This window comes from Acinetobacter sp. 148 (assembly GCF_031196675.1).
GTDB classification, from domain to species: domain Bacteria; phylum Pseudomonadota; class Gammaproteobacteria; order Pseudomonadales; family Moraxellaceae; genus Acinetobacter; species Acinetobacter baumannii.
The window spans coordinates 73,077-93,571 of the sequence record NZ_JAVIMT010000081.1 but is presented as its reverse complement, the minus strand read 5'-3'; the positions used below and the strand labels follow the sequence as shown (position 1 = coordinate 93,571).

Annotated in this window: 24 protein-coding genes; 15 read left to right on the top strand and 9 right to left on the bottom strand. The window is 39.4% G+C overall.

Annotation, left to right across the window (positions count from 1 at the left end; genetic code table 11):
* Window positions 1–64: 64 nt before the first annotated feature.
* Together RFX69_RS14345 and RFX69_RS14340 are read right to left on the bottom strand one after the other, a co-directional pair.
* Window positions 65–514, bottom strand: coding sequence for a thioesterase family protein (locus tag RFX69_RS14345; RefSeq protein WP_000094833.1), 450 nt, complete (start codon window positions 512–514; stop codon window positions 65–67).
* A 120-nt stretch (window positions 515–634) separates the two neighbouring features.
* A complete protein-coding gene (locus tag RFX69_RS14340; protein WP_000842416.1) occupies window positions 635–2,011 on the bottom strand; it encodes a Do family serine endopeptidase in 1,377 nt (458 codons plus the stop codon).
* A gap of 230 nt (window positions 2,012–2,241) precedes the next feature.
* Between RFX69_RS14340 and nadB the strand changes: the two genes are divergently transcribed.
* Window positions 2,242–3,885, top strand: a complete 1,644-nt coding sequence (nadB, locus tag RFX69_RS14335; RefSeq protein WP_000367541.1) for an L-aspartate oxidase — start codon at window positions 2,242–2,244, stop codon at window positions 3,883–3,885.
* A 54-nt stretch (window positions 3,886–3,939) separates the two neighbouring features.
* On the opposite strand, the gene RFX69_RS14330 is transcribed toward nadB, so the two are convergent.
* From RFX69_RS14330 to pabC, 4 genes are all read right to left on the bottom strand, one after another.
* Window positions 3,940–4,356: a PaaI family thioesterase gene (locus RFX69_RS14330; protein ID WP_000842540.1), complete on the bottom strand. Its 417-nt coding sequence runs from the start codon at window positions 4,354–4,356 to the stop codon at window positions 3,940–3,942.
* 138 nt (window positions 4,357–4,494) lie between these two features.
* Window positions 4,495–5,094, bottom strand: coding sequence for a dTMP kinase (gene tmk / locus RFX69_RS14325; protein ID WP_000470765.1), 600 nt, complete (start codon window positions 5,092–5,094; stop codon window positions 4,495–4,497).
* Between the two features lie 9 nt (window positions 5,095–5,103).
* Entirely contained in the window at window positions 5,104–6,174 is a 1,071-nt protein-coding gene (gene mltG, locus RFX69_RS14320) for an endolytic transglycosylase MltG (protein WP_001125863.1), read from the bottom strand.
* A 1-nt stretch (window position 6,175) separates the two neighbouring features.
* Window positions 6,176–6,988 (bottom strand): aminodeoxychorismate lyase, encoded by an 813-nt coding sequence (gene pabC / locus RFX69_RS14315; RefSeq protein ID WP_289332545.1) that lies wholly within the window; start codon window positions 6,986–6,988, stop codon window positions 6,176–6,178.
* A 263-nt stretch (window positions 6,989–7,251) separates the two neighbouring features.
* Here pabC and RFX69_RS14310 point away from each other — a divergent pair, with 263 nt between their 5' ends.
* From RFX69_RS14310 to RFX69_RS14285, 6 genes are all read left to right on the top strand, one after another.
* A complete protein-coding gene (locus tag RFX69_RS14310) occupies window positions 7,252–8,259 on the top strand; it encodes a sulfate ABC transporter substrate-binding protein (protein ID WP_001212600.1) in 1,008 nt (335 codons plus the stop codon).
* Between the two features lie 30 nt (window positions 8,260–8,289).
* Window positions 8,290–8,898: an alpha/beta hydrolase gene (locus RFX69_RS14305; protein WP_272392299.1), complete on the top strand. Its 609-nt coding sequence runs from the start codon at window positions 8,290–8,292 to the stop codon at window positions 8,896–8,898.
* 80 nt (window positions 8,899–8,978) lie between these two features.
* A complete protein-coding gene (cysT, locus tag RFX69_RS14300; protein WP_000083115.1) occupies window positions 8,979–9,812 on the top strand; it encodes a sulfate ABC transporter permease subunit CysT in 834 nt (277 codons plus the stop codon).
* Window positions 9,809–10,693 (top strand): sulfate ABC transporter permease subunit CysW, encoded by an 885-nt coding sequence (gene cysW / locus RFX69_RS14295; protein ID WP_001048807.1) that lies wholly within the window; start codon window positions 9,809–9,811, stop codon window positions 10,691–10,693. Before cysT ends, cysW begins: the two co-directional genes overlap by 4 nt.
* An 11-nt stretch (window positions 10,694–10,704) precedes the next feature.
* Window positions 10,705–11,766: a sulfate/molybdate ABC transporter ATP-binding protein gene (locus RFX69_RS14290; protein WP_000027499.1), complete on the top strand. Its 1,062-nt coding sequence runs from the start codon at window positions 10,705–10,707 to the stop codon at window positions 11,764–11,766.
* 71 nt (window positions 11,767–11,837) lie between these two features.
* A complete protein-coding gene (locus RFX69_RS14285; RefSeq protein WP_001011052.1) occupies window positions 11,838–12,761 on the top strand; it encodes a CysB family HTH-type transcriptional regulator in 924 nt (307 codons plus the stop codon).
* A 92-nt stretch (window positions 12,762–12,853) separates the two neighbouring features.
* On the opposite strand, the gene carO is transcribed toward RFX69_RS14285, so the two are convergent.
* Window positions 12,854–13,582, bottom strand: a complete 729-nt coding sequence (carO, locus tag RFX69_RS14280) for an ornithine uptake porin CarO type 4 (protein WP_000866518.1) — start codon at window positions 13,580–13,582, stop codon at window positions 12,854–12,856.
* Window positions 13,583–13,876: 294 nt separating this feature from the next.
* Between carO and dapD the strand changes: the two genes are divergently transcribed.
* From dapD to RFX69_RS14245, 7 genes are all read left to right on the top strand, one after another.
* Window positions 13,877–14,698, top strand: coding sequence for a 2,3,4,5-tetrahydropyridine-2,6-dicarboxylate N-succinyltransferase (gene dapD, locus RFX69_RS14275; RefSeq protein ID WP_000080867.1), 822 nt, complete (start codon window positions 13,877–13,879; stop codon window positions 14,696–14,698).
* Window positions 14,699–14,776: 78 nt separating this feature from the next.
* Entirely contained in the window at window positions 14,777–15,487 is a 711-nt protein-coding gene (queE, locus tag RFX69_RS14270) for a 7-carboxy-7-deazaguanine synthase QueE (protein ID WP_309169479.1), read from the top strand.
* A 40-nt stretch (window positions 15,488–15,527) separates the two neighbouring features.
* The gene (queC, locus tag RFX69_RS14265) at window positions 15,528–16,199 is read left to right on the top strand and encodes a 7-cyano-7-deazaguanine synthase QueC (protein WP_001247780.1); all 672 of its coding nucleotides are present in this window, start codon (window positions 15,528–15,530) and stop codon (window positions 16,197–16,199) included.
* A 13-nt stretch (window positions 16,200–16,212) separates the two neighbouring features.
* Window positions 16,213–16,629, top strand: a complete 417-nt coding sequence (locus RFX69_RS14260) for a hypothetical protein (protein WP_000771345.1) — start codon at window positions 16,213–16,215, stop codon at window positions 16,627–16,629.
* A gap of 90 nt (window positions 16,630–16,719) precedes the next feature.
* A complete protein-coding gene (locus RFX69_RS14255) occupies window positions 16,720–17,406 on the top strand; it encodes a diphthine--ammonia ligase (protein WP_272412676.1) in 687 nt (228 codons plus the stop codon).
* Window positions 17,407–17,423: 17 nt separating this feature from the next.
* On the top strand, window positions 17,424–17,885 hold the full coding sequence (locus tag RFX69_RS14250; protein ID WP_309169478.1) for a peroxiredoxin: 462 nt from the start codon (window positions 17,424–17,426) through the stop codon (window positions 17,883–17,885).
* 121 nt (window positions 17,886–18,006) lie between these two features.
* Window positions 18,007–18,576: a CAP domain-containing protein gene (locus RFX69_RS14245; RefSeq protein WP_005128123.1), complete on the top strand. Its 570-nt coding sequence runs from the start codon at window positions 18,007–18,009 to the stop codon at window positions 18,574–18,576.
* A 70-nt stretch (window positions 18,577–18,646) separates the two neighbouring features.
* Here the strand turns inward: RFX69_RS14245 and RFX69_RS14240 are convergent, their stop codons facing one another.
* A complete protein-coding gene (locus tag RFX69_RS14240) occupies window positions 18,647–19,237 on the bottom strand; it encodes a nicotinate-nicotinamide nucleotide adenylyltransferase (protein ID WP_001991184.1) in 591 nt (196 codons plus the stop codon).
* 109 nt (window positions 19,238–19,346) lie between these two features.
* Between RFX69_RS14240 and RFX69_RS14235 the strand changes: the two genes are divergently transcribed.
* Entirely contained in the window at window positions 19,347–20,147 is an 801-nt protein-coding gene (locus RFX69_RS14235) for an enoyl-CoA hydratase-related protein (protein WP_271055839.1), read from the top strand.
* Here RFX69_RS14235 and RFX69_RS14230 read toward each other — a convergent pair.
* Window positions 20,144–20,461: an NIF3 1 gene (locus RFX69_RS14230; RefSeq protein WP_000916029.1), complete on the bottom strand. Its 318-nt coding sequence runs from the start codon at window positions 20,459–20,461 to the stop codon at window positions 20,144–20,146. The two genes, RFX69_RS14235 and RFX69_RS14230, sit on opposite strands and share 4 nt — an antisense overlap.
* Window positions 20,462–20,495: the final 34 nt, after the last annotated feature.

The window sequence follows — 20,495 nt, the reverse complement described above, 5'->3', positions numbered from 1 at the left end:
TCATGAGCTTTGTACTTATGTTTTAAAAAATGATAATTCAAAGTACAAGTAATGCTTCTGATTATCAGGCATATGAAACAGTAAAATCTAAAGGATTTATACTTGAATCAAGAGGTTTATAAGCCTGTGTAAAAGTCGGCGACATACGTTTAGGTCGACCTGAAGCGATTTCAATACATGCCCATTTGGTATTTCCGACGAACAAAATTGCCTGATCAGAAGGACGGAAAAAGGCATACTGACGAAATGAATACAGAGCATTAATATCATCTAGCCATGTCCGCAGCACAATTTCTTCCCCTTCAAACGCAGCTTTACGGTATTGCACATGGTGTTCAACCGCAACCATTGCATGTTTTAGCTCTAGATATTTGGTTACTCCTACCCCTAATGTTTCCACATGAGCAGCAGCGACGTCTTGCATCCACTGGACATACATTACATTGTTAACATGCCCTAAAGCATCAATATGCTGTGGCTGAACCTGAATATGTAAATCGAAAATACTGCTCACAAAACACCCACTTTAATCATTAAATTCAAAGCTAAAATTTAATTAGCTAGATCGAACATTATGCCGAATACAAATAATAAAAAACCACCCATTTTCAGGGTGGTTCATTTTTATAATATTTTACTGAATACGTAAACCAAGCATTGCTCGTTGTCCTTGACGAATAATCCCAACTCGCGCAACTGTATTTTTCGGCAAATTCGAAACAACTTTTGCAAAATCCTGACTATTCAGAATTTGAGTATTATTAACCTGAATAATCACATCGCCAGGAATGATATTTGACAATGATGCTAATCCACCACGGCGGACATCTTGTACATAAATACCACCTTTTATACCTAAAGCATTTTTCTCTGGCACAGCGAGATCACGAATACTCATTCCCAATACTGGACCTTTAGAAGCAGAGGCTTGATTACCGGTAGCTGGTGTTTCATCAGGTGCAGTTGCTAGTGTTGCCGAGATATTTCGAGTTTTATCATCACGTAAAACTTCAAACTGAACAGTTTGGTTTGGTTGTACTTTATTTAATGCATAAAGCAAATCACTGGTACGCAGTACAGAAGCACCATTTAATTTTAGAATAACATCGCCAGCTCTAAGCCCTGCTTTTTGAGCAGGTGAATTTGGAGAAACCTGAGTAATCAGAGCACCTTCCGGTTTAGGCAATTTATAGGCATCTGCAAGGTTACGGTCAATATCTTGCATCATAACGCCTAGGTATGAACGAGTCACTTTCCCTTTCGTTTTAAGCTGTTCAGCTACATCCATCGCAACATCAATTGGAATAGAGAAAGACAGACCCATATAGCCACCCGTACCACTAAAGATACGTGAGTTCACCCCGACAACTTCACCATTTTGGTTAAACAATGGACCGCCTGAGTTACCAGGGTTCAACGCCACATCGGTTTGAATAAATGGTACAGAGGTTTCACCGCTCATGTTGCGTGATTTAGCGCTGACAATACCTGCCGAAGCTGAATAATCAAAACCAAATGGTGAACCAATTGCTAAAACCGGCTCTCCTACACGTAAACGGTCAACATTTCCTACTCGTAAAGCAGGATAGTTAGTTCCGTTTACCTTTAATAATGCAACGTCTGTCCGCTCATCACTACCGACCACTGTTGCATCTATTTCACGACGGTCATTTAAAGTAATACTGATGCGGGAAGCATTTTCAATTACATGGTGGTTCGTAAGTAAATAACCATCTTTACTAATAAAGAACGCGCTACCATATGCAGTTTTCTCTTGAGGACCTTGTTGCTGTGGAATGATGACCTGATTACCAAAGAAACGTTTTAAAATTTCAGGAACTTGCTGTTGTAACAGTTCATCCTGAGTCATTTTTTTTACAACGTTTACACTCACCACAGCCGGACTAACTTGTTCAACGAGGTTTGAAAAATCAACAGCAGCATTTGCTTGAACAGCAGCAACTGTAAATACCGCTGCATACATTCCTTGTTGTAAATAGCGAGATTTCATTCGGTGCTCACCCACAATTGGTCTACGAGAATAAGAATAAAACTTTTGTATCACAATGCTTTGGAATTGTGCGTAACAATATGTTTATTTGTAAGGCATCCTCATCACGTTTATTTTACACATTGCAATTTTTTAAGCTAATTGCAATTTTTCTGTGACTTAGAGCGCTTAAGCTCTTGCCTTTTTAGGTAAAAAGGGGTGTCATTAGCGGACGTTTTAAATTGATGCGAATGGACATGCCTAATCAACAGACAATTCACCACTTTGACGTGATTATTGTGGGCAGTGGCGGTGCTGGTTTAAGTCTGGCTTTATCGTTACCAAGTCATTTTAATATTGCAGTTTTAGCTAAGGCTGCTTTAACTGAAGCAAGTACCTTCTATGCACAAGGTGGTGTTGCTGCAGTGCTTGATGAAACTGACTCTATTCAACAACACATTAATGACACTATGATTGCAGGTGCTCATTTATGTGAAATGGATGCAGTCCAGCATACTGTAGAAGGCGGCCGTCCTTCTGTTGATTTCCTTTTAAAGCAAGGTGTGCAGTTTACCTTAGATGAAGATGAACAGCTTCATTTGACTCGTGAGGGTGGCCATTCGCAGCGCCGTATTATTCATTCTGCTGATGCAACTGGCAAAGCTATTTCAACCACTTTGGTTGAACGCGCCAAAGAACGTAAAAACATCACTATTTTTGAAAACTATATTGCGATTGATTTAATTACTTCGCATAAGTTAGGTCATACCGAGCAGACAAATCGCGCTATTGGTTTGTATGCACTAGATGAAAGTACTGAAAAAGTTCATACCTTCCTTGCCCCATTTACCGCACTTGCTTGCGGCGGCGCAATGAAAGCTTACCTTTATACATCTAATCCGGATATTGCTACTGGTGACGGTATTGCGATGGCATACCGTGCAGGTTGCCGTGTTGCCAATATGGAATTTAACCAGTTCCATCCAACCTGCCTTTACCATCCGCAAGCACGTTCTTTCTTAATTACTGAAGCCATGCGTGGTGAAGGTGCTTACTTACGTTTGCCAGATGGCGAACGTTTTATGCTACGTTTTGACGATCGTGCAGAGTTGGCTCCTCGCGATATTGTGGCACGTACCATTGACCATGAAATTAAACGTCTCGGTATTCGCCATGTGTGGTTAGACATTACACACAAATCACCGGATTTTATTAAAGAGCACTTCCCTACACTTTATGCACGATTGCTTGAGCTAGGTATCGACATCACTAAAGACATGATACCGGTGGTGCCGGCTGCACACTATACCTGTGGTGGTGTTGTGGTTGACTCAAATAGCCAGACTGATATTGAAGGTCTATATGCAATTGGTGAAACCTCTTATACGGGTTTACATGGTGCAAACCGTATGGCGAGTAACTCATTACTTGAATGCTTCGTTTATGGCATGAGTGCAGCAAAAGATATCGAAAGTAAGTTTGATAAAAACTTCAAATTACCGGAAGTACCCACTTGGGACGATTCTCAAGTAACCAATCCAGATGAAGATGTCGTGATTTTACAAAACTGGGATGAGTTACGTTCGACCATGTGGAACTACGTTGGTATTGTAAGAACCACAAAACGTTTAGAACGTGCGTTACACCGTATTGAAATGTTAAAACGCGAAATTACTGAATATTATCAAGATTATCGTGTCAGCAAGAACCTGATTGAACTGCGTAATCTTGTACTTGTTTCCGAAATGATTGTTCGTTGTGCTATGCACCGTAAAGAATCACGTGGCTTACATTACACACTTGATTATCCAGAAACTTCGAGTGAGATTCGTAAAACGGTTCTGACGCCTCCAAACTTTGCAGTAGAGCAACCTTTGGTGAATACGAGTGTATAAATAGTTTTTTATAAAAAAGCACGATTCATGCCGTGCTTTTTTATTACTTAAGATTTATGGTCTAGGTGGAATTGAGTAAGTCGCGGTCACATGTGCCACGGGTTCCTCTTGCCCTACTGAATAAATCCAGACCTCACCTACGACTAAGCTCTTTCCTACTTTCATGAGCTTACATTCACTGCGTAAGTCTTGATCACCTGCGGGTTTTCTCAGGAAATTAATATTAAAATTGGTGGTTACAGCTAAACCAATAATTCCAATTTCACCGAGTATTGCAATATATAAAGCAAAGTCTGCCAAAGTCATCATAGTCGGACCAGATATAGTACCACCCGGACGTTGATGTCTTTGGTCAACGTGATAATAAACAACGGCAGCTTTAGAAGTGACTGATTCAATCGTGCAATGTTCCAAACTTTGTGGGAATTCCTTTTCAAGAAATGCCACAATTTCTTCTTTTGAGCTTTTCATCCTTGTTTTTCTTCGATTTCAGAACAGTATTCAAAATAGCATAGAATACTGCCCAATATTTTCTATGACGTTTAAAACCAGATTTCTTGTCATTTTTCACCACTCCCAAAAAAATATGAGAGTGGCTAATCCCATGGCCTATGCTAAATATTGCAGAGCTTGCTCGAACACCTGATCTGGACTTTGTGTAGCATCTAAACGTTTAATACGCTCAGGCTCAACTTTCCATAAGGTTTCATAACCTTCACGAACCTTAGTAAAGAAGCTTAACTTTTCTTGTTCAAAACGGTCTAAAGCTCCACGTTCACGTGCACGGTTCATACCAAGTTCAATCGGTGCATCTAACCAGAAAGTCACCTCCGGCATGCGTGAAACGAAGTTCTGGTTTAAAAGCTGTAATTTGTCTTGGCTTAAACCACGACCGGAACATTGATAAGCAAAACTCGCATCAGTAAAACGGTCACTTAATACAATTTTATTAGACTCTAATGCCGGCAAAATAACTTGTTGTAAGTGTTGAGCTCGTGCCGCATAAATTAAGAGCAGTTCGGTATCATGACTCATATTTTCATCATGATTCACTGCCAAAAGCATCGAACGAATTTGCTCAGCTAACGGTGTTCCACCCGGCTCTCGAGTTAAAACAACTTGTTTACCTTGTTCTTCAAAATGCTGATGAATTTTTCGAATGAGTGTAGTTTTTCCTACCCCTTCCGTGCCTTCAAAGCTAATAAACATCTCTTTTCCTTATTTCTTCGATCTCAACACGGATAAATACTCTTGCACTGCTTGGTTATGTGCTTGCAAGTCTGCCGTAAATTTATGTCCACCATTACCAGTCGCTACAAAATAGATGTTATTTGAATCATCTGGATGTAACGCAGCCTCAATGGCTTTTTGGCTTGGCAGCGCAATTGGAGTTGGCGGTAACCCATTAATTGTATAGGTATTATATGGTGTTGGTGTACGTAAGTCTTCGCGAGTAATGTTACCCTTATAGTTTGCACCCATACCATAAATTACGGTTGGATCAGTCTGTAAACGCATACCGAGTTTTAAACGGCGCACGAAAACCCCTGAAACTTGTGTAAGTTCGCTATCGAGGCTCGTTTCTTTTTCAACAATAGAAGCCATGATTAAAGCTTCATACTTATCTTTATAAGGTAAATTCGGTGCCCGCTTTGCCCAAGCCGCATCTAAGGCTTTCATTTGACGATGATATAAATCAGTCAGGATTTTCTTATCAGTCTCACCTTTAGCAAAGAAATAAGTGTTGGGTGCAAACAGACCTTCAGGATGATGATAAGGAATACCTAAAGCCTTCATAAGCTGGTCATCTGGTAAATCCAATATCGTATTTTTTACATTTTTATCGTTTTTTAGTGCTGTAATCAGCTGCTTAAAAGTTGTTCCTTCAATCACCAGAACACGGTTCATCTGGGCATTATCAGCATTAGATAACATCTCTAATACTTGTCTTACGCTCATTCCCTGCTCTATCTCATATACACCAGCTTTCATACTGTCATGAATCATAAACTTTTGATAAAGCTTAAGTACAATTGGGAAATGGATTTTATTTTCTTTGGCTAAGCGATCAATAAAACCAGAATAGGTCTCACCTGATGTGATCGATAGCATCTGCTTTTTCCCTTCAATAGGATAAGCTTTAAATAAACTTGACCATAAAATAGCAAAAATAGAAATTAAAACGATAAAACAGCCAATCAGCACTAACTTTTTTGGAAAATTAGATGCTGTTTTCTTGCCCTTTTTTTTAGCATTTTTTGCTTTCGCATTCACAGGTGGCTTCGGCATATTAATGAATCTGATTCAAGTTAAGAGTATGAAATAAATTTAGGCACGCCTGTGACTCTAGAATTTGTTCACTGATTTGAGTAACTACTCGCATTGGATGTAAAGCATTACAAAAGAATAGGCTCTGTATTTGTGGTACTTCATCTAGCTCAATTATTCTGACTTCACAGGCAATTCCGTAGTGCTGCATACGCGCCAAAATTTCTGCACGCATCACACCGTGGACGCCATTATAGCGAAGTTCCGGAGTAATCCATCTATCATTTAAACGAATAAAACAATTACTGCTTACCCCTTCAACAATATAACCTTGTACATCAGTTACTAAAGCTTCAACCCAGCCTTGTTGATCTGCTTCTTTTTTTAGCAATACCTGCTCAAGACGGTTTAAGGATTTAAGCCCAACTAAACTCGGCATGGTTAAACCTAAAGCCTGATTTAAAACTCCACACTGTATAAAATCTGGCTGGAACTGCTCCAATGCTTTTGGATAAAACCAGATATAAATATCTGCCGCATGCTTTGGCAAACTATAGCCACGATCACCTTCACCACGGCTAATCACAATTTTTAAAGTCCCGTTGAGCACGAGATTCTGATTTTGTAGATGCTGCAAACTTTGTTCGATTAACTCAAAATCTGCAACCAAAGATAATTTTTGGCAAGCAAGTTTTAGACGTTCCCAGTGCTGTGCTTTAAGCTCAATCTTATTTTGAAAAACACGAATTGTGGTAAAGCAGCCATCCCCATAATGAAATGCCCGGTCCAATAAAGGAATGGTCTCTACAGGTTGTCCATTTTTAAAACACCACATGCTCAATCCGTCCTTTATTTAAAACTACCCAACAATACAACACCTTTCATTTAATTAATAAATGACTGATTTTAAAAAATTATACCGATTTAAGAGAAACTTTTGAAACTTGTTATATATCAAGATTTAAGAATAACTTATCCATTTTTATTATTTCTATATTTTTCATATTAAATTCGTTTTTTATTATTTTTTTAGAATAAAGACTAGCGCTATTCTGCGTTCATGTTTTGAACATTTCGTATTTTTTGAGGGGTTATCTCATGCGTTTTTCTCAGTTAAAAGTCGGGGTTATTGCTGCATTACTTTCTGTTTCATCGTTTGCAGCTCAAGAATTCTTAAACGTTTCTTACGATCCAACTCGCGAGTTATATACAGATTTCAACAAACAGTTCGGTACTTACTGGAAACAGCGTACCGGTCAAGATATTGAGTTTAAACAGTCACACGGTGGTTCTGGTAAACAGGCCCGCGCTGTAATCGACGGCTTAAATGCAGATGTTGTGACATTAGCACTTGCTGCTGATATTGATGAAATTGCTGAAAAAGCAAAATTGCTTCCAACAGACTGGCAGAAAAAGTTACCGCAAAACTCTACTCCGTACACATCAACTATCGTGTTTTTAGTTCGTAAGGGTAACCCTAAACAAATTAAAGATTGGGGTGACTTAATCAAGCCAGGCGTGGAAATTATTACGCCAAACCCGAAAACTTCTGGTGGTGCACGTTGGAACTATCTTGCAGCTTGGGCTTGGGCAAAACATCAAGCAGGTGGTAACGATGCAAAAGCACAAGAATTTGTTCGCCAAATTTATAAACACACCAAAGTTTTAGATTCAGGCGCCCGTGGTGCAACCACTACATTTGCTGAACGCGGAATTGGTGACGTATTACTGGCTTGGGAAAATGAAGCACATTTAGCTATCCGTGAACAACCAGGCAAGTTTGAGATTGTGACGCCATCTTTATCTATTTTGGCTGAGCCGCCAGTTGCAATTGTTGAAAAAAATGCAGCGAAAAAAGGCAACTTAACTATTGCAAAAGGTTACCTCAACTATTTGTACTCACCTGCTGGTCAAGAAATTGCAGCACGTAATTTCTACCGTCCTCGTAATGCAGCTGTACTCAAAAAATACAGCAATGTATTTAAGCCATTGAAACTTGTCACCATTGATAAAGAATTTGGTGGTTGGACAAAAGTACAAAAACAACACTTTGATAATGGTGGTGTTTTCGATCAAATCGTGAAAATCAATAGTGCAGAGAAGTAATTCTTTGTTCTAACGATAAGGAGAACAGACATGACACACACTGTAATTGTTCCGGGTGTAGGTGGAAGTGAACATCAACATTGGCAATCTTGGTTGCAGCGTCAACTCGTGTCTAGTTCTCGCGTTGAGCAAAAAAACTGGGATAGACCCGTATTAAGCGAATGGATTGAGCGATTCGTTAACACAGTTCAAGCAATACAAACACCAGTCCAAATTGTTGCGCATAGTTTCGGCTGCCTAACTAGTGTTGCTGCCTTAGCAGAGCATCCAGAGTTACAACTTCAAGTTAAAAAACTGATTTTGGTTGCTCCTGCAAATCCGGCACGTTTTGGTGAAGCGGGATTTGCCCGTCATAGTTTGACTGACTACAAAGATTATTTTCATCAGCTAAAAATTAATGTGCCTGCAACGCTACTCATTAGTGAAAATGATCCATGGTTAGACTTTTTTGATGCTTTACAGCTTGCGAAATCTTGGCAATTAACCCCGATTAACCTTGGACAAGTCGGTCATATTAATGTTGCTTCAGGCTTCGGTCCGTTTCCTGACTTACTGAATCATCTACTTCCTGAAGACTCGATGTGTAGCCACTCATCTATTGATCCGGTAAAGACACATTTCTCTTTGAAATTTGCTTAATACCTAGCTTTATACCGCGCCGTTTATCTTTATTTATTCGCTTACTGATTTCAGCAGGCTTTTCTCTTTGAGGAAATATCATGTCGCAGCGATCCCGAGTGCTGCCTGGGTTTGGTCTATCATTGGGCTTCACCCTCGCTTACGTTTCTTTTATTGTGCTTATTCCATTAGCCGCAGTCTTTATCAAATCATTTGGAATCGGATGGGACGGACTATGGGAAATTTTAACCTCTGAGCGTATTTTAAAATCGCTTCAACTCAGCTTTAGTTCAGCCTTAATTGCGGCGTTTATTAATGTTGTTTTTGGGCTACTTTTAGCTTGGTGCCTTGTCCGTTATAACTTTCCCGGAAAGCGTCTGGTTGATGCCTTAGTGGACTTACCTTTTGCACTTCCAACAGCGGTTGCAGGCATTGCGTTGACCTCACTCTATGCGCCTACAGGCTGGATCGGTCAATATTTAGAACCACTTGGTATTCAGGTTGCATATACCCCCATCGGGATTACGCTAGCTTTAGTGTTTATCGGTATTCCTTTTATTGTTCGAACCGTTCAACCGGTATTAAGTGATATTGAAACTGAACTTGAAGAGGCAGCTTCCGCACTCGGTGCAAATCGTTGGCAGACCATTACTAAAATTATTTTACCAATATTACTCCCTGCCCTATTTACAGGCTTTGCTTTAGCGTTTGCTCGCGGTGTAGGTGAATATGGTTCTGTAATTTTCATTGCAGGTAACCAGCCGTTTAAAACTGAAATTGCTCCGCTTATGATCATTTCTCGCCTAGAAGAATATGACTATGCAGGTGCCACGACTATTGCAGCAGTGATGTTGGTTCTCTCTTTCATTATTTTATTTGTCATTAACTTACTTCAAGCATGGGCAAACCGTCGTACAGGGAGAAATGTCACATGAACCTACATACCGACAGCAATGCACTTGCCTTGAAATTGCAATCTCGTGACGCGACACGTGAACCAACTTGGGTACGTTATACACTCATTACAATTGCACTGATTTTTTTCCTTAGCTGCCTCATGTTGCCACTTATTCTGGTTTTTGTTGAAGCATTTAAACAAGGCCTTGAAGTCTATGTTCAAGCTTTAATTGATCCAGATACGTTATCAGCAGTGAAATTAACACTATTGACCGCAGCAATTGCCGTTCCGATTAATGTGATATTTGGTGTTGCCGCTGCATGGGCTGTTTCCAAATTTCAGTTTAAAGGTAAAGCAATTTTAACCACCATTATTGATATGCCTTTTTCGGTTTCACCTGTTATTGCAGGTTTAATGATTGTACTGATTTTCGGTGCTCAAGGCTGGTTAGGCGGTTGGCTCATGGAACATGACATCAAGATTCTATATGCCGTACCTGCCATTGTTTTAGCGACCATCTTTATTACAGTTCCATTTGTGGCGCGTGAGTTAATTCCACTTATGGAAGCGCAAGGAACTGAAGAAGAGGAAGCAGCGATTGTACTCGGTGCATCAGGTTGGCAAACCTTTTGGAAAGTCACACTCCCTAACATTAAATGGGGTCTGATTTACGGCGTGATTTTGTGTAATGCCCGTGCAATGGGTGAGTTTGGGGCAGTATCAGTAGTTTCTGGCCACATCCGTGGTGAGACCAATACCCTACCTCTTCATGTCGAAATTTTATATAACGAGTACACCTTTAGTGCAGCTTTTGCGGTGTCCTCACTACTTGCTTTCTTGGCACTATTAACACTGATTTTAAAAACCTGGTTAGAACTACATCAAGACAAACCAGAACCGCATTCAACTGATTCGTAAGGAATGAAATCATGAGTATTCAAGTTAAAAATATTGAAAAACACTTTGGTGCATTCCATGCGCTTAAAAATATTTCACTCGATTTCCCAGAGGGTGAACTGGTTGCCTTACTCGGCCCATCTGGCTGCGGTAAAACGACGCTACTTCGTATTATTGCGGGTTTAGAGTCAGCAGATGGCGGTCAAGTCTTACTAGAAGGCGAAGATGCAACCAATGTACATGTCCGTGAACGTCAGGTCGGTTTTGTTTTTCAGCACTATGCTTTATTCCGTCATATGACCGTATTTGACAATATTGCCTTTGGTTTACGTGTCCGTCCTCGTGCCACACGCCCATCGGAAGCCGAAATTAAAAAACGAGTGACTCGTCTGCTTGATCTGGTTCAACTGGGCTTTTTAGCAGACCGTTATCCAGCCCAGCTTTCTGGTGGTCAACGCCAACGTATTGCCTTAGCTCGTGCACTTGCCGTAGAACCTCGTGTGTTATTGCTTGATGAACCATTTGGTGCACTAGATGCTAAGGTTCGTAAAGAATTACGCCGCTGGTTACGTAACTTGCATGATGAGCTGCATATCACTTCAATTTTCGTAACCCATGACCAGGAAGAGGCACTTGAAGTAGCAGACCAAATTATTGTGATGAATAAAGGTAACGTCGAACAAATTGGTTCTCCGCGTGAAGTTTACGAAAAACCTGCAACACCATTTGTATTTGATTTCTTGGGTCAAGCAAATCGTTTTGAAGGTGAACATGCAAGCGGTATTATCCGTATTGGCAATGATCGTATCGAATTACCGACCACAGTTCAGGCACCACAAGGAAAAGTAATTGCTTTTGCCCGTCCGGATGAGTTACATATTCATGCGCAACCACAGGCAAATACAATTGAAGCAACTTTTGTACGTGAAGTCTGGATTGCTGGAAAAGTAGTGGCGGAATTACAAGATCGTAATGGACGTTTAATTGAGATTGCTCTGAGCAGTGAAGCTGCAAAACAACATGCATTTAAACCAAATCAAACTGTTTGGGTAAGTGCATCTCAACTTCACCTATTTGCAGATCAAGTTGCTTAAGGAATTATTTGGTGAGGAGCCATCTCGCGGTATTTAAAGCCGTTCCTCACCTCTTTTGAGGAAAAGTGTAAATGAACTTTCAACAATTAAGAATTATCCGAGAAACAGTACGCCAAAACTTTAATTTAACGGAAGCATCTGCCGCGTTATACACCTCTCAATCAGGTGTAAGTAAACATATTAAAGATTTAGAAGATGAATTAGGCGTACAACTTTTCGTCCGTAAAGGTAAACGTCTGCTTGGTTTAACTGAACCCGGTCAATCACTCCTTAGCATTGTAGAACGCATGCTTGTAGATGCTGAAAATATTAAACGTCTTGCCGATGATTTTAATAAAGTGGACGAAGGTACTTTAACGATTGCAACAACTCATACTCAAGCACGTTATGTATTACCACCAATCGTCAATCAATTTAAGAAACTATTTCCAAAAGTTCATTTGATTTTGCAACAAGCAAGCCCTGTCGAAATTGCAGAAATGCTTTTACAAGGTGAAGCTGATATTGGCATCGCGACAGAGTCTTTAACAACTGAAGAAAATTTAGCAAGCATTCCATACTATCAATGGCAGCACAGCATTATTACTCCTCAAGATCACCCACTTACACAGCTCGATAAAATTGATCTTGATGCTTTATCTGAATACCCACTAATTACTTATCACGGCGGTTTTACAGGTCGTTCAAAGATCGATAAAGCATTTGAAGATGCACAAATTGATGCCGATATTGTAATGTCTGCTCTTGATGCCGATGTTATCAAAACTTACGTTGAACTCGGCATGGGCGTTGGAATTGTCAATGATGTCGCTTACGATGCAGAACGTGACTATCGTTTAAAACAAATTAAAACTGATATCTTTGGTGTCAACACCACATGGATTGCTGTTCGCAAAGGCCATTTATTACGTGGTTATGGTTATGAGTTTATTTCTTTATGCTCACCTGATGCTGACATTAAAGCATTGAAAAAAATTGCCTATCCAGATGAATAAAATTTAAGGGAAAAATAAAAGAGCTACGTAAGTAGCTCTTTTTTATTTTTAGACATAAAAAAACGAGCCGAAGCTCGTTTTTTTAAGCTTTATTACCAGAAGAAGTTCACACCAACTTTACCAACTGGCAACCATTGATATTTATCGTCGTTACGGATTTTATTTTCTTCAGCACGTAAATCTTTATCAAAGTCAGCACCGTTAACATTAACAAAAGTACCATTTGATTTAAGATTTACTGTTGGGTTACCAGTATAGTAAGCACCTACTTCACCGAATACGCCCCAGTTTTTATTGATTTTAGGTGCAAAACCAAAACCTAAATAAGGAGCGATATCATTTTTATAACTTAATTTACCATCCACTGACCCATTAAAGTTATAATTATTACCATTTACTTTAATAGTCCCATCTTGTGAACGTTTAGTTAGGTCATAATCGTTATCTAAATACGCCGCACCTGCAGCTACATATAAGCCTTGAGCCCAACGGTTAGTACTTGCACCCCATGGGCGAATTTCGGCATTTAAATATACGTTGTTATTATCCATATCAACGTCATATTTAGTACCATTAATTGATAAGTCATCTCGCCAAGAAATGTCACCGCCGTTATAACCCAATGCTAAACCTACATATGGGTTTGCTTGCCATAACAAAGCACCACCGTAACCTGTAGTACCTACTTCAGCACGAGCGCCTACTGGAATTAATTGGTTTTTATCGAATGCATAGCTATCATGAACAACAGCTTCATCCGCCATTGCAGCACCAGCAGCAAGTAAAGCTGTAGTTGTCACTAAAACACGTAATACTTTCATCGTTTTCTCCTTAAGAAAAGGCTCTGTTTTTAATTTATTCAGCTTGTGACAAAAATTATATTCAAGAGCATAGATTCTTTTTTATACAAAAACTGCTAGATTTCTGTTATTTTTTGATACAAATTGAGTTAAATTTTTATTTTCAAATCATTTTTGTGTAAAAAACACTTGATTATCTAATAAGCTTATTTTGATTTAACTCATTTATACCTCAATTAAACGTAACACGTTTTTTCAAAGATTCTTGTCACAAATTAGTGTAAAATCTTTAAAATTTTTTATGGAAGGAAGATCATGTCTCAGCTTTCTACGATCATTGAGCAAGCATTTGAAGACCGCGCAAATTTCACTGCAGCAGATTGCCCAAGCGAAATTCGCCAAGCTGTTGAAGAAGCAATTGCTGGTTTAGATAACGGTACACTTCGAGTTGCAGAAAAAATCAATGGTGAATGGGTTGTTCATCAATGGTTAAAAAAAGCTGTTTTATTATCATTTAAACTTAATGACAATAAACCAATCGAGTCATGTGATCTTCGTTTCTACGACAAAGTTGAAACTAAATTCTCTGGTTGGACTGAAGAGCAATTTAAAGCTGCGGGTGTTCGTGTTGTTCCTCCTGCTGTTGCTCGTCGTGGTAGTTTCCAAGCTAAAAATGTGGTGTTAATGCCATCTTATGTCAACATTGGTGCTTACGTAGATGAAGGCACAATGGTTGATACATGGGCAACTGTAGGTTCATGTGCTCAAATCGGTAAAAACGTTCACTTATCAGGTGGTGTTGGTATCGGTGGTGTTTTAGAACCATTACAAGCTAACCCAACCATTATTGAAGACAACTGTTTTATCGGCGCACGTTCTGAAATCGTTGAAGGTGTTATTGTCGAAGAAGGCTCTGTTATTTCTATGGGTGTTTATATCGGTCAATCTACACGTATTTATGATCGTGAGACTGGTGAAATCCATTATGGCCGTGTTCCTGCTGGCTCAGTTGTTGTACCAGGTAACTTACCGTCAGCTGATGGTAAATACAGCTTATATGCTGCAATTATCGTGAAAAAAGTTGATGCACAAACACGTGCAAAAACAAGTTTGAACGATTTGTTACGCGCTGACTAATTTCAGTTTGATCAAACATCTCTACGATCAACACTGATCGTAGAGATTTTATTTTTTATATAGTGTGGTATTTCTAGAATGGCTTCCTTACGTTCCTCTGCAATTACTGTCTCTGACCCTGCGTCCGGTCTACGCATTACCGAGATTTTTTACTCCTTGCAGGGTGAAGCAAATGCCTCTGGCCTACCGACTGTATTTATTCGTCTAACAGGTTGCCCTTTACGTTGTAGTTATTGCGACACCACCTATTCTTTTGAAGGTGGCGAACGCCTATCACTTGAGCACATTATTGAAACGGCTGAAAAATATCAAACGCCTTATATTTGTGTAACAGGCGGTGAACCCCTAGCACAACCCAATTGCTTAATTTTATTACAACGTTTATGTGACGCCGGTTTTGACGTTTCCCTAGAAACCAGTGGCGCTCTTGATGTATCAAGAGTGGATCCGCGTGTTTCAAAAGTCCTCGACTTAAAGACCCCAACTTCTGGTGAAGAACACCGTAATCTCATCAGTAATCTTGACCATTTAACACCGCGTGACCAAATCAAATTTGTGATTTGTAATCGTGAAGACTATGAATGGTCAAAACAACAAGTTGAACAATATCAACTGCAAACCAAAGTCAGTACTGTCTGGTTCTCCCCTGCTTTTGCAGTTGAAAAAGGTGCTGTTGGCCTGCCACGTTTAGCACGTGATCTGGCACAGTGGATACTGGACGACAAACTGCCTGTACGTTTCCAGCTTCAGTTACATAAACTGCTCTGGAACGATGAATCAGGTCGCTAATCGTTCAATAAAATAAATCATTCCGAATATGGAGAAAAATATGCGCCCTCGTGCCATTGTTTTACTTTCAGGCGGCTTAGACTCAACCACTTGCCTAGCTTGGGCACAAGCGCGCTATGAATGTATTGCTATTAGTTTTATGTATGGTCAACGCTCAACCACTGAACTGGATGCTGCAAAAGCATTAGCTCAGCGTGCAGGTGTTGAACATCGTGTAATTAATATCGATTTAGCCAATTTAGGCGGGTCTGCACTTACAGATCATAACATTGCTGTACCAGAACAATTACAAGAAGGTATTCCTGTAACTTATGTACCAGCACGTAACACAATTTTCCTCTCTTATGCCTTAGCAGCTGCAGAAGTTTTCAATGCTGAAGCGATTGTTATTGGCATCAATGCTGTTGATTATTCAGGATATCCTGACTGTCGCCCAGAATTTATTGATGCTTTTGCCAATATGGCTCGTTTAGCAACTAAAGCTGGCGTGGAAGGAAAACCTCTTAAATTTGAAACACCCCTGTTACATTTATCCAAAGCGAATATTATACGTTTAGGGATTGAACATGGCGTAGACTATAGTCAAACGGTATCTTGCTACCAAGCAGATGCTCAAGGACGTGCGTGTGGTAAATGTGACAGTTGCCGTTTGCGTAAAGAAGGCTTTATCGATGCTGGTGTTACCGATCCAACACGCTATATACCGCAATAAGTAGGTAAAATTTATGAAGTTGTTAAAATCAAATCTTATTCTTTCATCTTTATTCTCAGCAGCTGCACTTATGGCTGGTTCGGCTCAAGCAGCTGAAAACCCAGTTCAAGCAGCATATAAAAGCACTAACGTTAAAGGTGCATTAATCAACGTTTGTAAAGACCAAACTGCAAAAGGCGGTAAATTAAGTTCAGCTGAAGTTAGCAAATTCTGTAGCTGTCAAGTTGAAGCGCAAGGTAAAGTGACTGAAGCACAAAAATGGGAAATTCAAAGCGCAATCAATGCGAAGAAAAGCCCAAGTTCTTTAGCTTTTGTACAACAGCAAAACCGTGACCTTAAAGCATGTTTCGGTCCTCAGTTAACAACTAAGCTTGAGAAACTAACTGAAGAAGCAATGAAAGCAGCTCAACAACAAGCTCCTAAAAAATAAGCTTTTGTTGCTCCAAATTAAGCCTGCATTTATGCAGGCTTTTTTATAGCTCTGTTAAAATGACACCGATCTCTTCATTCGAAATAAGTCATGCAAGAACAATGGAAAACTAACGCACATAACAGACCGTCAATTGTCTCCTTTAGTGGAGGTAAAGATAGCTCTCTTGCACTTTATCATGCCATGCAAACTGGTAACGTAATTGGTTTAATCGTTATGCTAGAAGAGCAAGGACAACGCTCCCGTTCACATGCAATGCCACTTGATATTATTCGGGCGCAAGCACAAGCAATTGGCTTACCTGTATTTATGGCATCTTCTAGCTGGAATGACTATGAAAATAAATTCATCAACTTATTAAATGAAGCCAAACAAAAAGGTGCTGAGGTACTGGTTACAGGTGATTTAGATATGCCGGAACATGGTTGTTGGCATGATCGTGTTACTAAAACAGTGGGCCTTAAATTAGGAATGCCGCTCTGGCTACGGCCCCATCGTGAAGTTGTTGAAGAATTTATTCAACTTGGATTTCAGAGTGTAGTTGTGACTGTAAACCTTAAACTCGGAATGAAGGTGGAAGATTTAGGTCAAGTGTTATCGTTAGAATATATACAGGAACTTGAAAACCGTGGAATTGATCCATGTGGAGAAGGTGGTGAATTTCATACCACTGTGATTGATGGTCTAATTTTTAACAAAGCTATTCCTGTAAGAAAGCTCGATATTGTTTATCATGAAGAATATGCTTTTTTACCACTTGAATTAGATCAAATTTAACTTTTAAAGGATAAGAAATGTCTGAGAATATTCAACTGCCAAATCAGGTTTTCCCAACCACACACGGCGAAGTTAATTTGGCTGAAGTCGATAATGAATGGCTGATTATTTACTTCTACCCTAAAGACTCAACGCCAGGCTGTACAACACAAGCTGTCGGCTTTTCTTGTTTAAAAGATCAATTTGATGCTTTAGGTGCTCGCATTTTTGGAGTATCACGCGACTCGGTAAAAGCCCATCAAACCTTTACAGAAAAGCAGGCACTGACAATCGATTTAATTAGTGACAAAGAAGAAGTACTTTGCAAACACTTTGATGTGATTAAAGAAAAGAATATGTATGGGAAAAAAGTAATGGGGATCGAACGCTCTACTTTTATTTTCCATAATAAAACCTTAGTTAAAAGTTACCGTAAGGTGAAAGCAGCCGGCCATGCTGAACAGGTTTTAGAAGATTTAAAAGCATTACAAACAGCTTAATAAGCCTGAGTAACAAAAAAGCGAGTTGAATACTCGCTTTTTTACATGCACATAAATTGCTCAGCCATTTTAATTTGGCGTATGATAAAAATATTAAAATAACTCGAACTCAGGCATTGCTATGAATCTACTAAAAGTTTGTACTTTATTGCCTTGTAGCCTTGTTATTGCTGCCTGCTCCGTTAATTCATCAAGCACTCCTCCTACACTGAGCTCTTCTACACCACAAGTTCAAAAATCATCGATAGAAATAAGCTGCCAAGATTTACAAAATCCTGCTTACCGACAAGCTGTGCTCAATACAATTAATCAAATTCGGCAACATCCTCGTCAATGTGGTCAGCAGTATTTTTCTGCAGCTAAACCTTTAAGCTGGCATAATAATTTATATCAAGGTGCAAGTGCTCACTCTAAAGATATGGCAAATAACAACTTTCTTGGGCATGTTGGCTCAACAGGTTTAGATTTAAGAGCGAGATTAAAAAAATATCATATGCTGAGTAAAGCCAATGGTGAGAATGTCGCGAGTGGACAAAAAACTTTAAATGAGGTCATGGCTAAATGGATCGCCAGTCCTCTGCATTGCAGTAATATTATGAACCCTAGATATACCAAATATGCCATTGCATGTGCTTCTGACCAGTCTGCTAAACAAAAAAGCTATTGGACACAACAATTTGCAGGTTTTTAAAGTAGACTCAAAAAAGCATCAAAAAATTCAATCTACTTTTAAAAACCAGAGATTCTTTAGTTAGATCGACTCATTCTTTATGAGACGACACGGTTTCCTCAATATTTGAATGGTCTGCCTGTAAAAACTTTTGCTGTAGCTGTAAATATAACGGTGTATTTTGGAATTCTTCCAAAAATTGAATGGTGCCTTTGGGAAATGCATCCGTTTTAATTTTGCCCTGATAGTAGGCTTCACGCATTGGAGTGGCAGAAATCGAATCTTTTAAGCTATCAAGTTCGACCATCACCCATTCTGGAAATAGTCGTAAATAATAAGATGACTCATCTTTGAAGTGGCCAATCAAACCAACTTTTGAGTTCGGTTCTATTACACCATTTACTAATGATTTAACCTGTTTTACCCACTTCTCATCATTATAAACATCAACCACATGTACAAAACGAATGCGCTTTTGCTCATCTAATGAAAAATTAGATAAAATCATTTGTTCTCGTTCAATTGCAAGAAACGGATTTTTTATATTACGTTCCATTTGGGCAGAACCTAAAGCCAAAATCACATAGCGACTTTGTTGCAGTGCAATTTCAATCGTTTGCATATGTGCCAAATGAAATGGCTGAAAACGACCTATAAAAACGAGATAGTCAAATGTATACATAATTAGTTTTTCACTTTTTATGAACTCACCAGTTACGCTCATTACAAAAAATATGCGCCATAATGAGAACCTAAAAATCAACAACGTGGTTTAAAGCAAGGATAGTACGATGACACTTAGCTGTATTCAACAACCTCATCAACATTTACAAGCAAATTTAGAAGGTGGCGTACTCACCTTAGCCATAAATCGCCCAGAAGCAAAAAATGCATTATATGGCGAACTTTACTTATGGATTGCCAAAGCACTTGATGAAGCCGACCAAAATAAAGATGTACGAGTAATCGTTCTACGTGGTGCCGAACATGACTTTACCGCTGGTAATGACATGAAAGATTTTATGGGTTTTGTACAAAACCCGAATGCTGGCCCAGCAGGTCAAGTTCCTCCATTTGTACTCCTTAAATCTGCTGCCAGATTATCGAAGCCGCTTATTATTGCAGTAAAAGGCGTGGCAATTGGTATTGGTGTTACGATTTTATTACAGGCAGACCTCGTTTTTGCCGACAATACGGCCCTCTTTCAAATTCCTTTTGTTAGCCTTGGGCTTTCTCCTGAAGGTGGTGCAAGTCAATTATTGGTTAAACAAGCTGGTTATCACAAAGCAGCTGAACTTCTGTTTACTGCCAAAAAGTTCAATGCAGAAACTGCTGTACAAGCTGATTTAGTTAATGAAATCGTTGAAGATGCTTATGCCACTGCTCAGGCAACTGCCCAACACTTAACAGCTTTACCGCTTGCTTCATTAAAACAAACCAAAGCATTAATGAAACATGATTTAGATCAGATTATTGAATGTATTGACCATGAAGCAGAAATCTTTATGCAACGCGTTCAATCACCAGAAATGCTAGAAGCTGTGCAGGCATTTATGCAAAAACGTAAACCGGACTTTTCACAGTTTAATTAAAAATCAACTTCTATGATTTGAATAAACTCAAAGGCAGGCTCTTCGTAAGGATGGCTTGCCTTTAATGCTTTTGCCACTGCACTTGCCTTTTCTTCAAGCACAATCGTTTCAACACGCCATTCGTCAACTTGTTCAAGTTCACCTAGCTCTCCAATATAAGGGTCAGCTCCTTTAACTGGCTTGAATTGCCCTATCCCTTTAACTTGCCAAGCACATTGTTCATAGTTCCCTATCCCACCTGCTCCGGCCGCAAATATAGACTGTTTAGTCGACTCAAGATGTGACTCTGGTACGTAATAAATCAGCTTTAACATGAATAGAATGACTCAAAACTAGTAATTTGCTTTA

What these genes read in the sequence shown, in the direction of transcription:
- RFX69_RS14340 (WP_000842416.1), bottom strand. Translation starts at nt 2,011, where the DNA reads ATGAAATCTCGCTATTTACAACAAGGAATGTATGCAGCGGTATTTACA.
- nadB (WP_000367541.1), top strand. Translation starts at nt 2,242, where the DNA reads ATGGACATGCCTAATCAACAGACAATTCACCACTTTGACGTGATTATT.
- RFX69_RS14330 (WP_000842540.1), bottom strand. Translation starts at nt 4,356, where the DNA reads ATGAAAAGCTCAAAAGAAGAAATTGTGGCATTTCTTGAAAAGGAATTC.
- tmk (WP_000470765.1), bottom strand. Translation starts at nt 5,094, where the DNA reads ATGTTTATTAGCTTTGAAGGCACGGAAGGGGTAGGAAAAACTACACTC.
- mltG (WP_001125863.1), bottom strand. Translation starts at nt 6,174, where the DNA reads ATGCCGAAGCCACCTGTGAATGCGAAAGCAAAAAATGCTAAAAAAAAG.
- pabC (WP_289332545.1), bottom strand. Translation starts at nt 6,988, where the DNA reads ATGTGGTGTTTTAAAAATGGACAACCTGTAGAGACCATTCCTTTATTG.
- RFX69_RS14310 (WP_001212600.1), top strand. Translation starts at nt 7,252, where the DNA reads ATGCGTTTTTCTCAGTTAAAAGTCGGGGTTATTGCTGCATTACTTTCT.
- RFX69_RS14305 (WP_272392299.1), top strand. Translation starts at nt 8,290, where the DNA reads ATGACACACACTGTAATTGTTCCGGGTGTAGGTGGAAGTGAACATCAA.
- cysT (WP_000083115.1), top strand. Translation starts at nt 8,979, where the DNA reads ATGTCGCAGCGATCCCGAGTGCTGCCTGGGTTTGGTCTATCATTGGGC.
- cysW (WP_001048807.1), top strand. Translation starts at nt 9,809, where the DNA reads ATGAACCTACATACCGACAGCAATGCACTTGCCTTGAAATTGCAATCT.
- RFX69_RS14290 (WP_000027499.1), top strand. Translation starts at nt 10,705, where the DNA reads ATGAGTATTCAAGTTAAAAATATTGAAAAACACTTTGGTGCATTCCAT.
- RFX69_RS14285 (WP_001011052.1), top strand. Translation starts at nt 11,838, where the DNA reads ATGAACTTTCAACAATTAAGAATTATCCGAGAAACAGTACGCCAAAAC.
- carO (WP_000866518.1), bottom strand. Translation starts at nt 13,582, where the DNA reads ATGAAAGTATTACGTGTTTTAGTGACAACTACAGCTTTACTTGCTGCT.
- dapD (WP_000080867.1), top strand. Translation starts at nt 13,877, where the DNA reads ATGTCTCAGCTTTCTACGATCATTGAGCAAGCATTTGAAGACCGCGCA.
- queE (WP_309169479.1), top strand. Translation starts at nt 14,777, where the DNA reads ATGGCTTCCTTACGTTCCTCTGCAATTACTGTCTCTGACCCTGCGTCC.
- queC (WP_001247780.1), top strand. Translation starts at nt 15,528, where the DNA reads ATGCGCCCTCGTGCCATTGTTTTACTTTCAGGCGGCTTAGACTCAACC.
- RFX69_RS14260 (WP_000771345.1), top strand. Translation starts at nt 16,213, where the DNA reads ATGAAGTTGTTAAAATCAAATCTTATTCTTTCATCTTTATTCTCAGCA.
- RFX69_RS14255 (WP_272412676.1), top strand. Translation starts at nt 16,720, where the DNA reads ATGCAAGAACAATGGAAAACTAACGCACATAACAGACCGTCAATTGTC.
- RFX69_RS14250 (WP_309169478.1), top strand. Translation starts at nt 17,424, where the DNA reads ATGTCTGAGAATATTCAACTGCCAAATCAGGTTTTCCCAACCACACAC.
- RFX69_RS14245 (WP_005128123.1), top strand. Translation starts at nt 18,007, where the DNA reads ATGAATCTACTAAAAGTTTGTACTTTATTGCCTTGTAGCCTTGTTATT.
- RFX69_RS14240 (WP_001991184.1), bottom strand. Translation starts at nt 19,237, where the DNA reads ATGTATACATTTGACTATCTCGTTTTTATAGGTCGTTTTCAGCCATTT.
- RFX69_RS14235 (WP_271055839.1), top strand. Translation starts at nt 19,347, where the DNA reads ATGACACTTAGCTGTATTCAACAACCTCATCAACATTTACAAGCAAAT.
- RFX69_RS14230 (WP_000916029.1), bottom strand. Translation starts at nt 20,461, where the DNA reads ATGTTAAAGCTGATTTATTACGTACCAGAGTCACATCTTGAGTCGACT.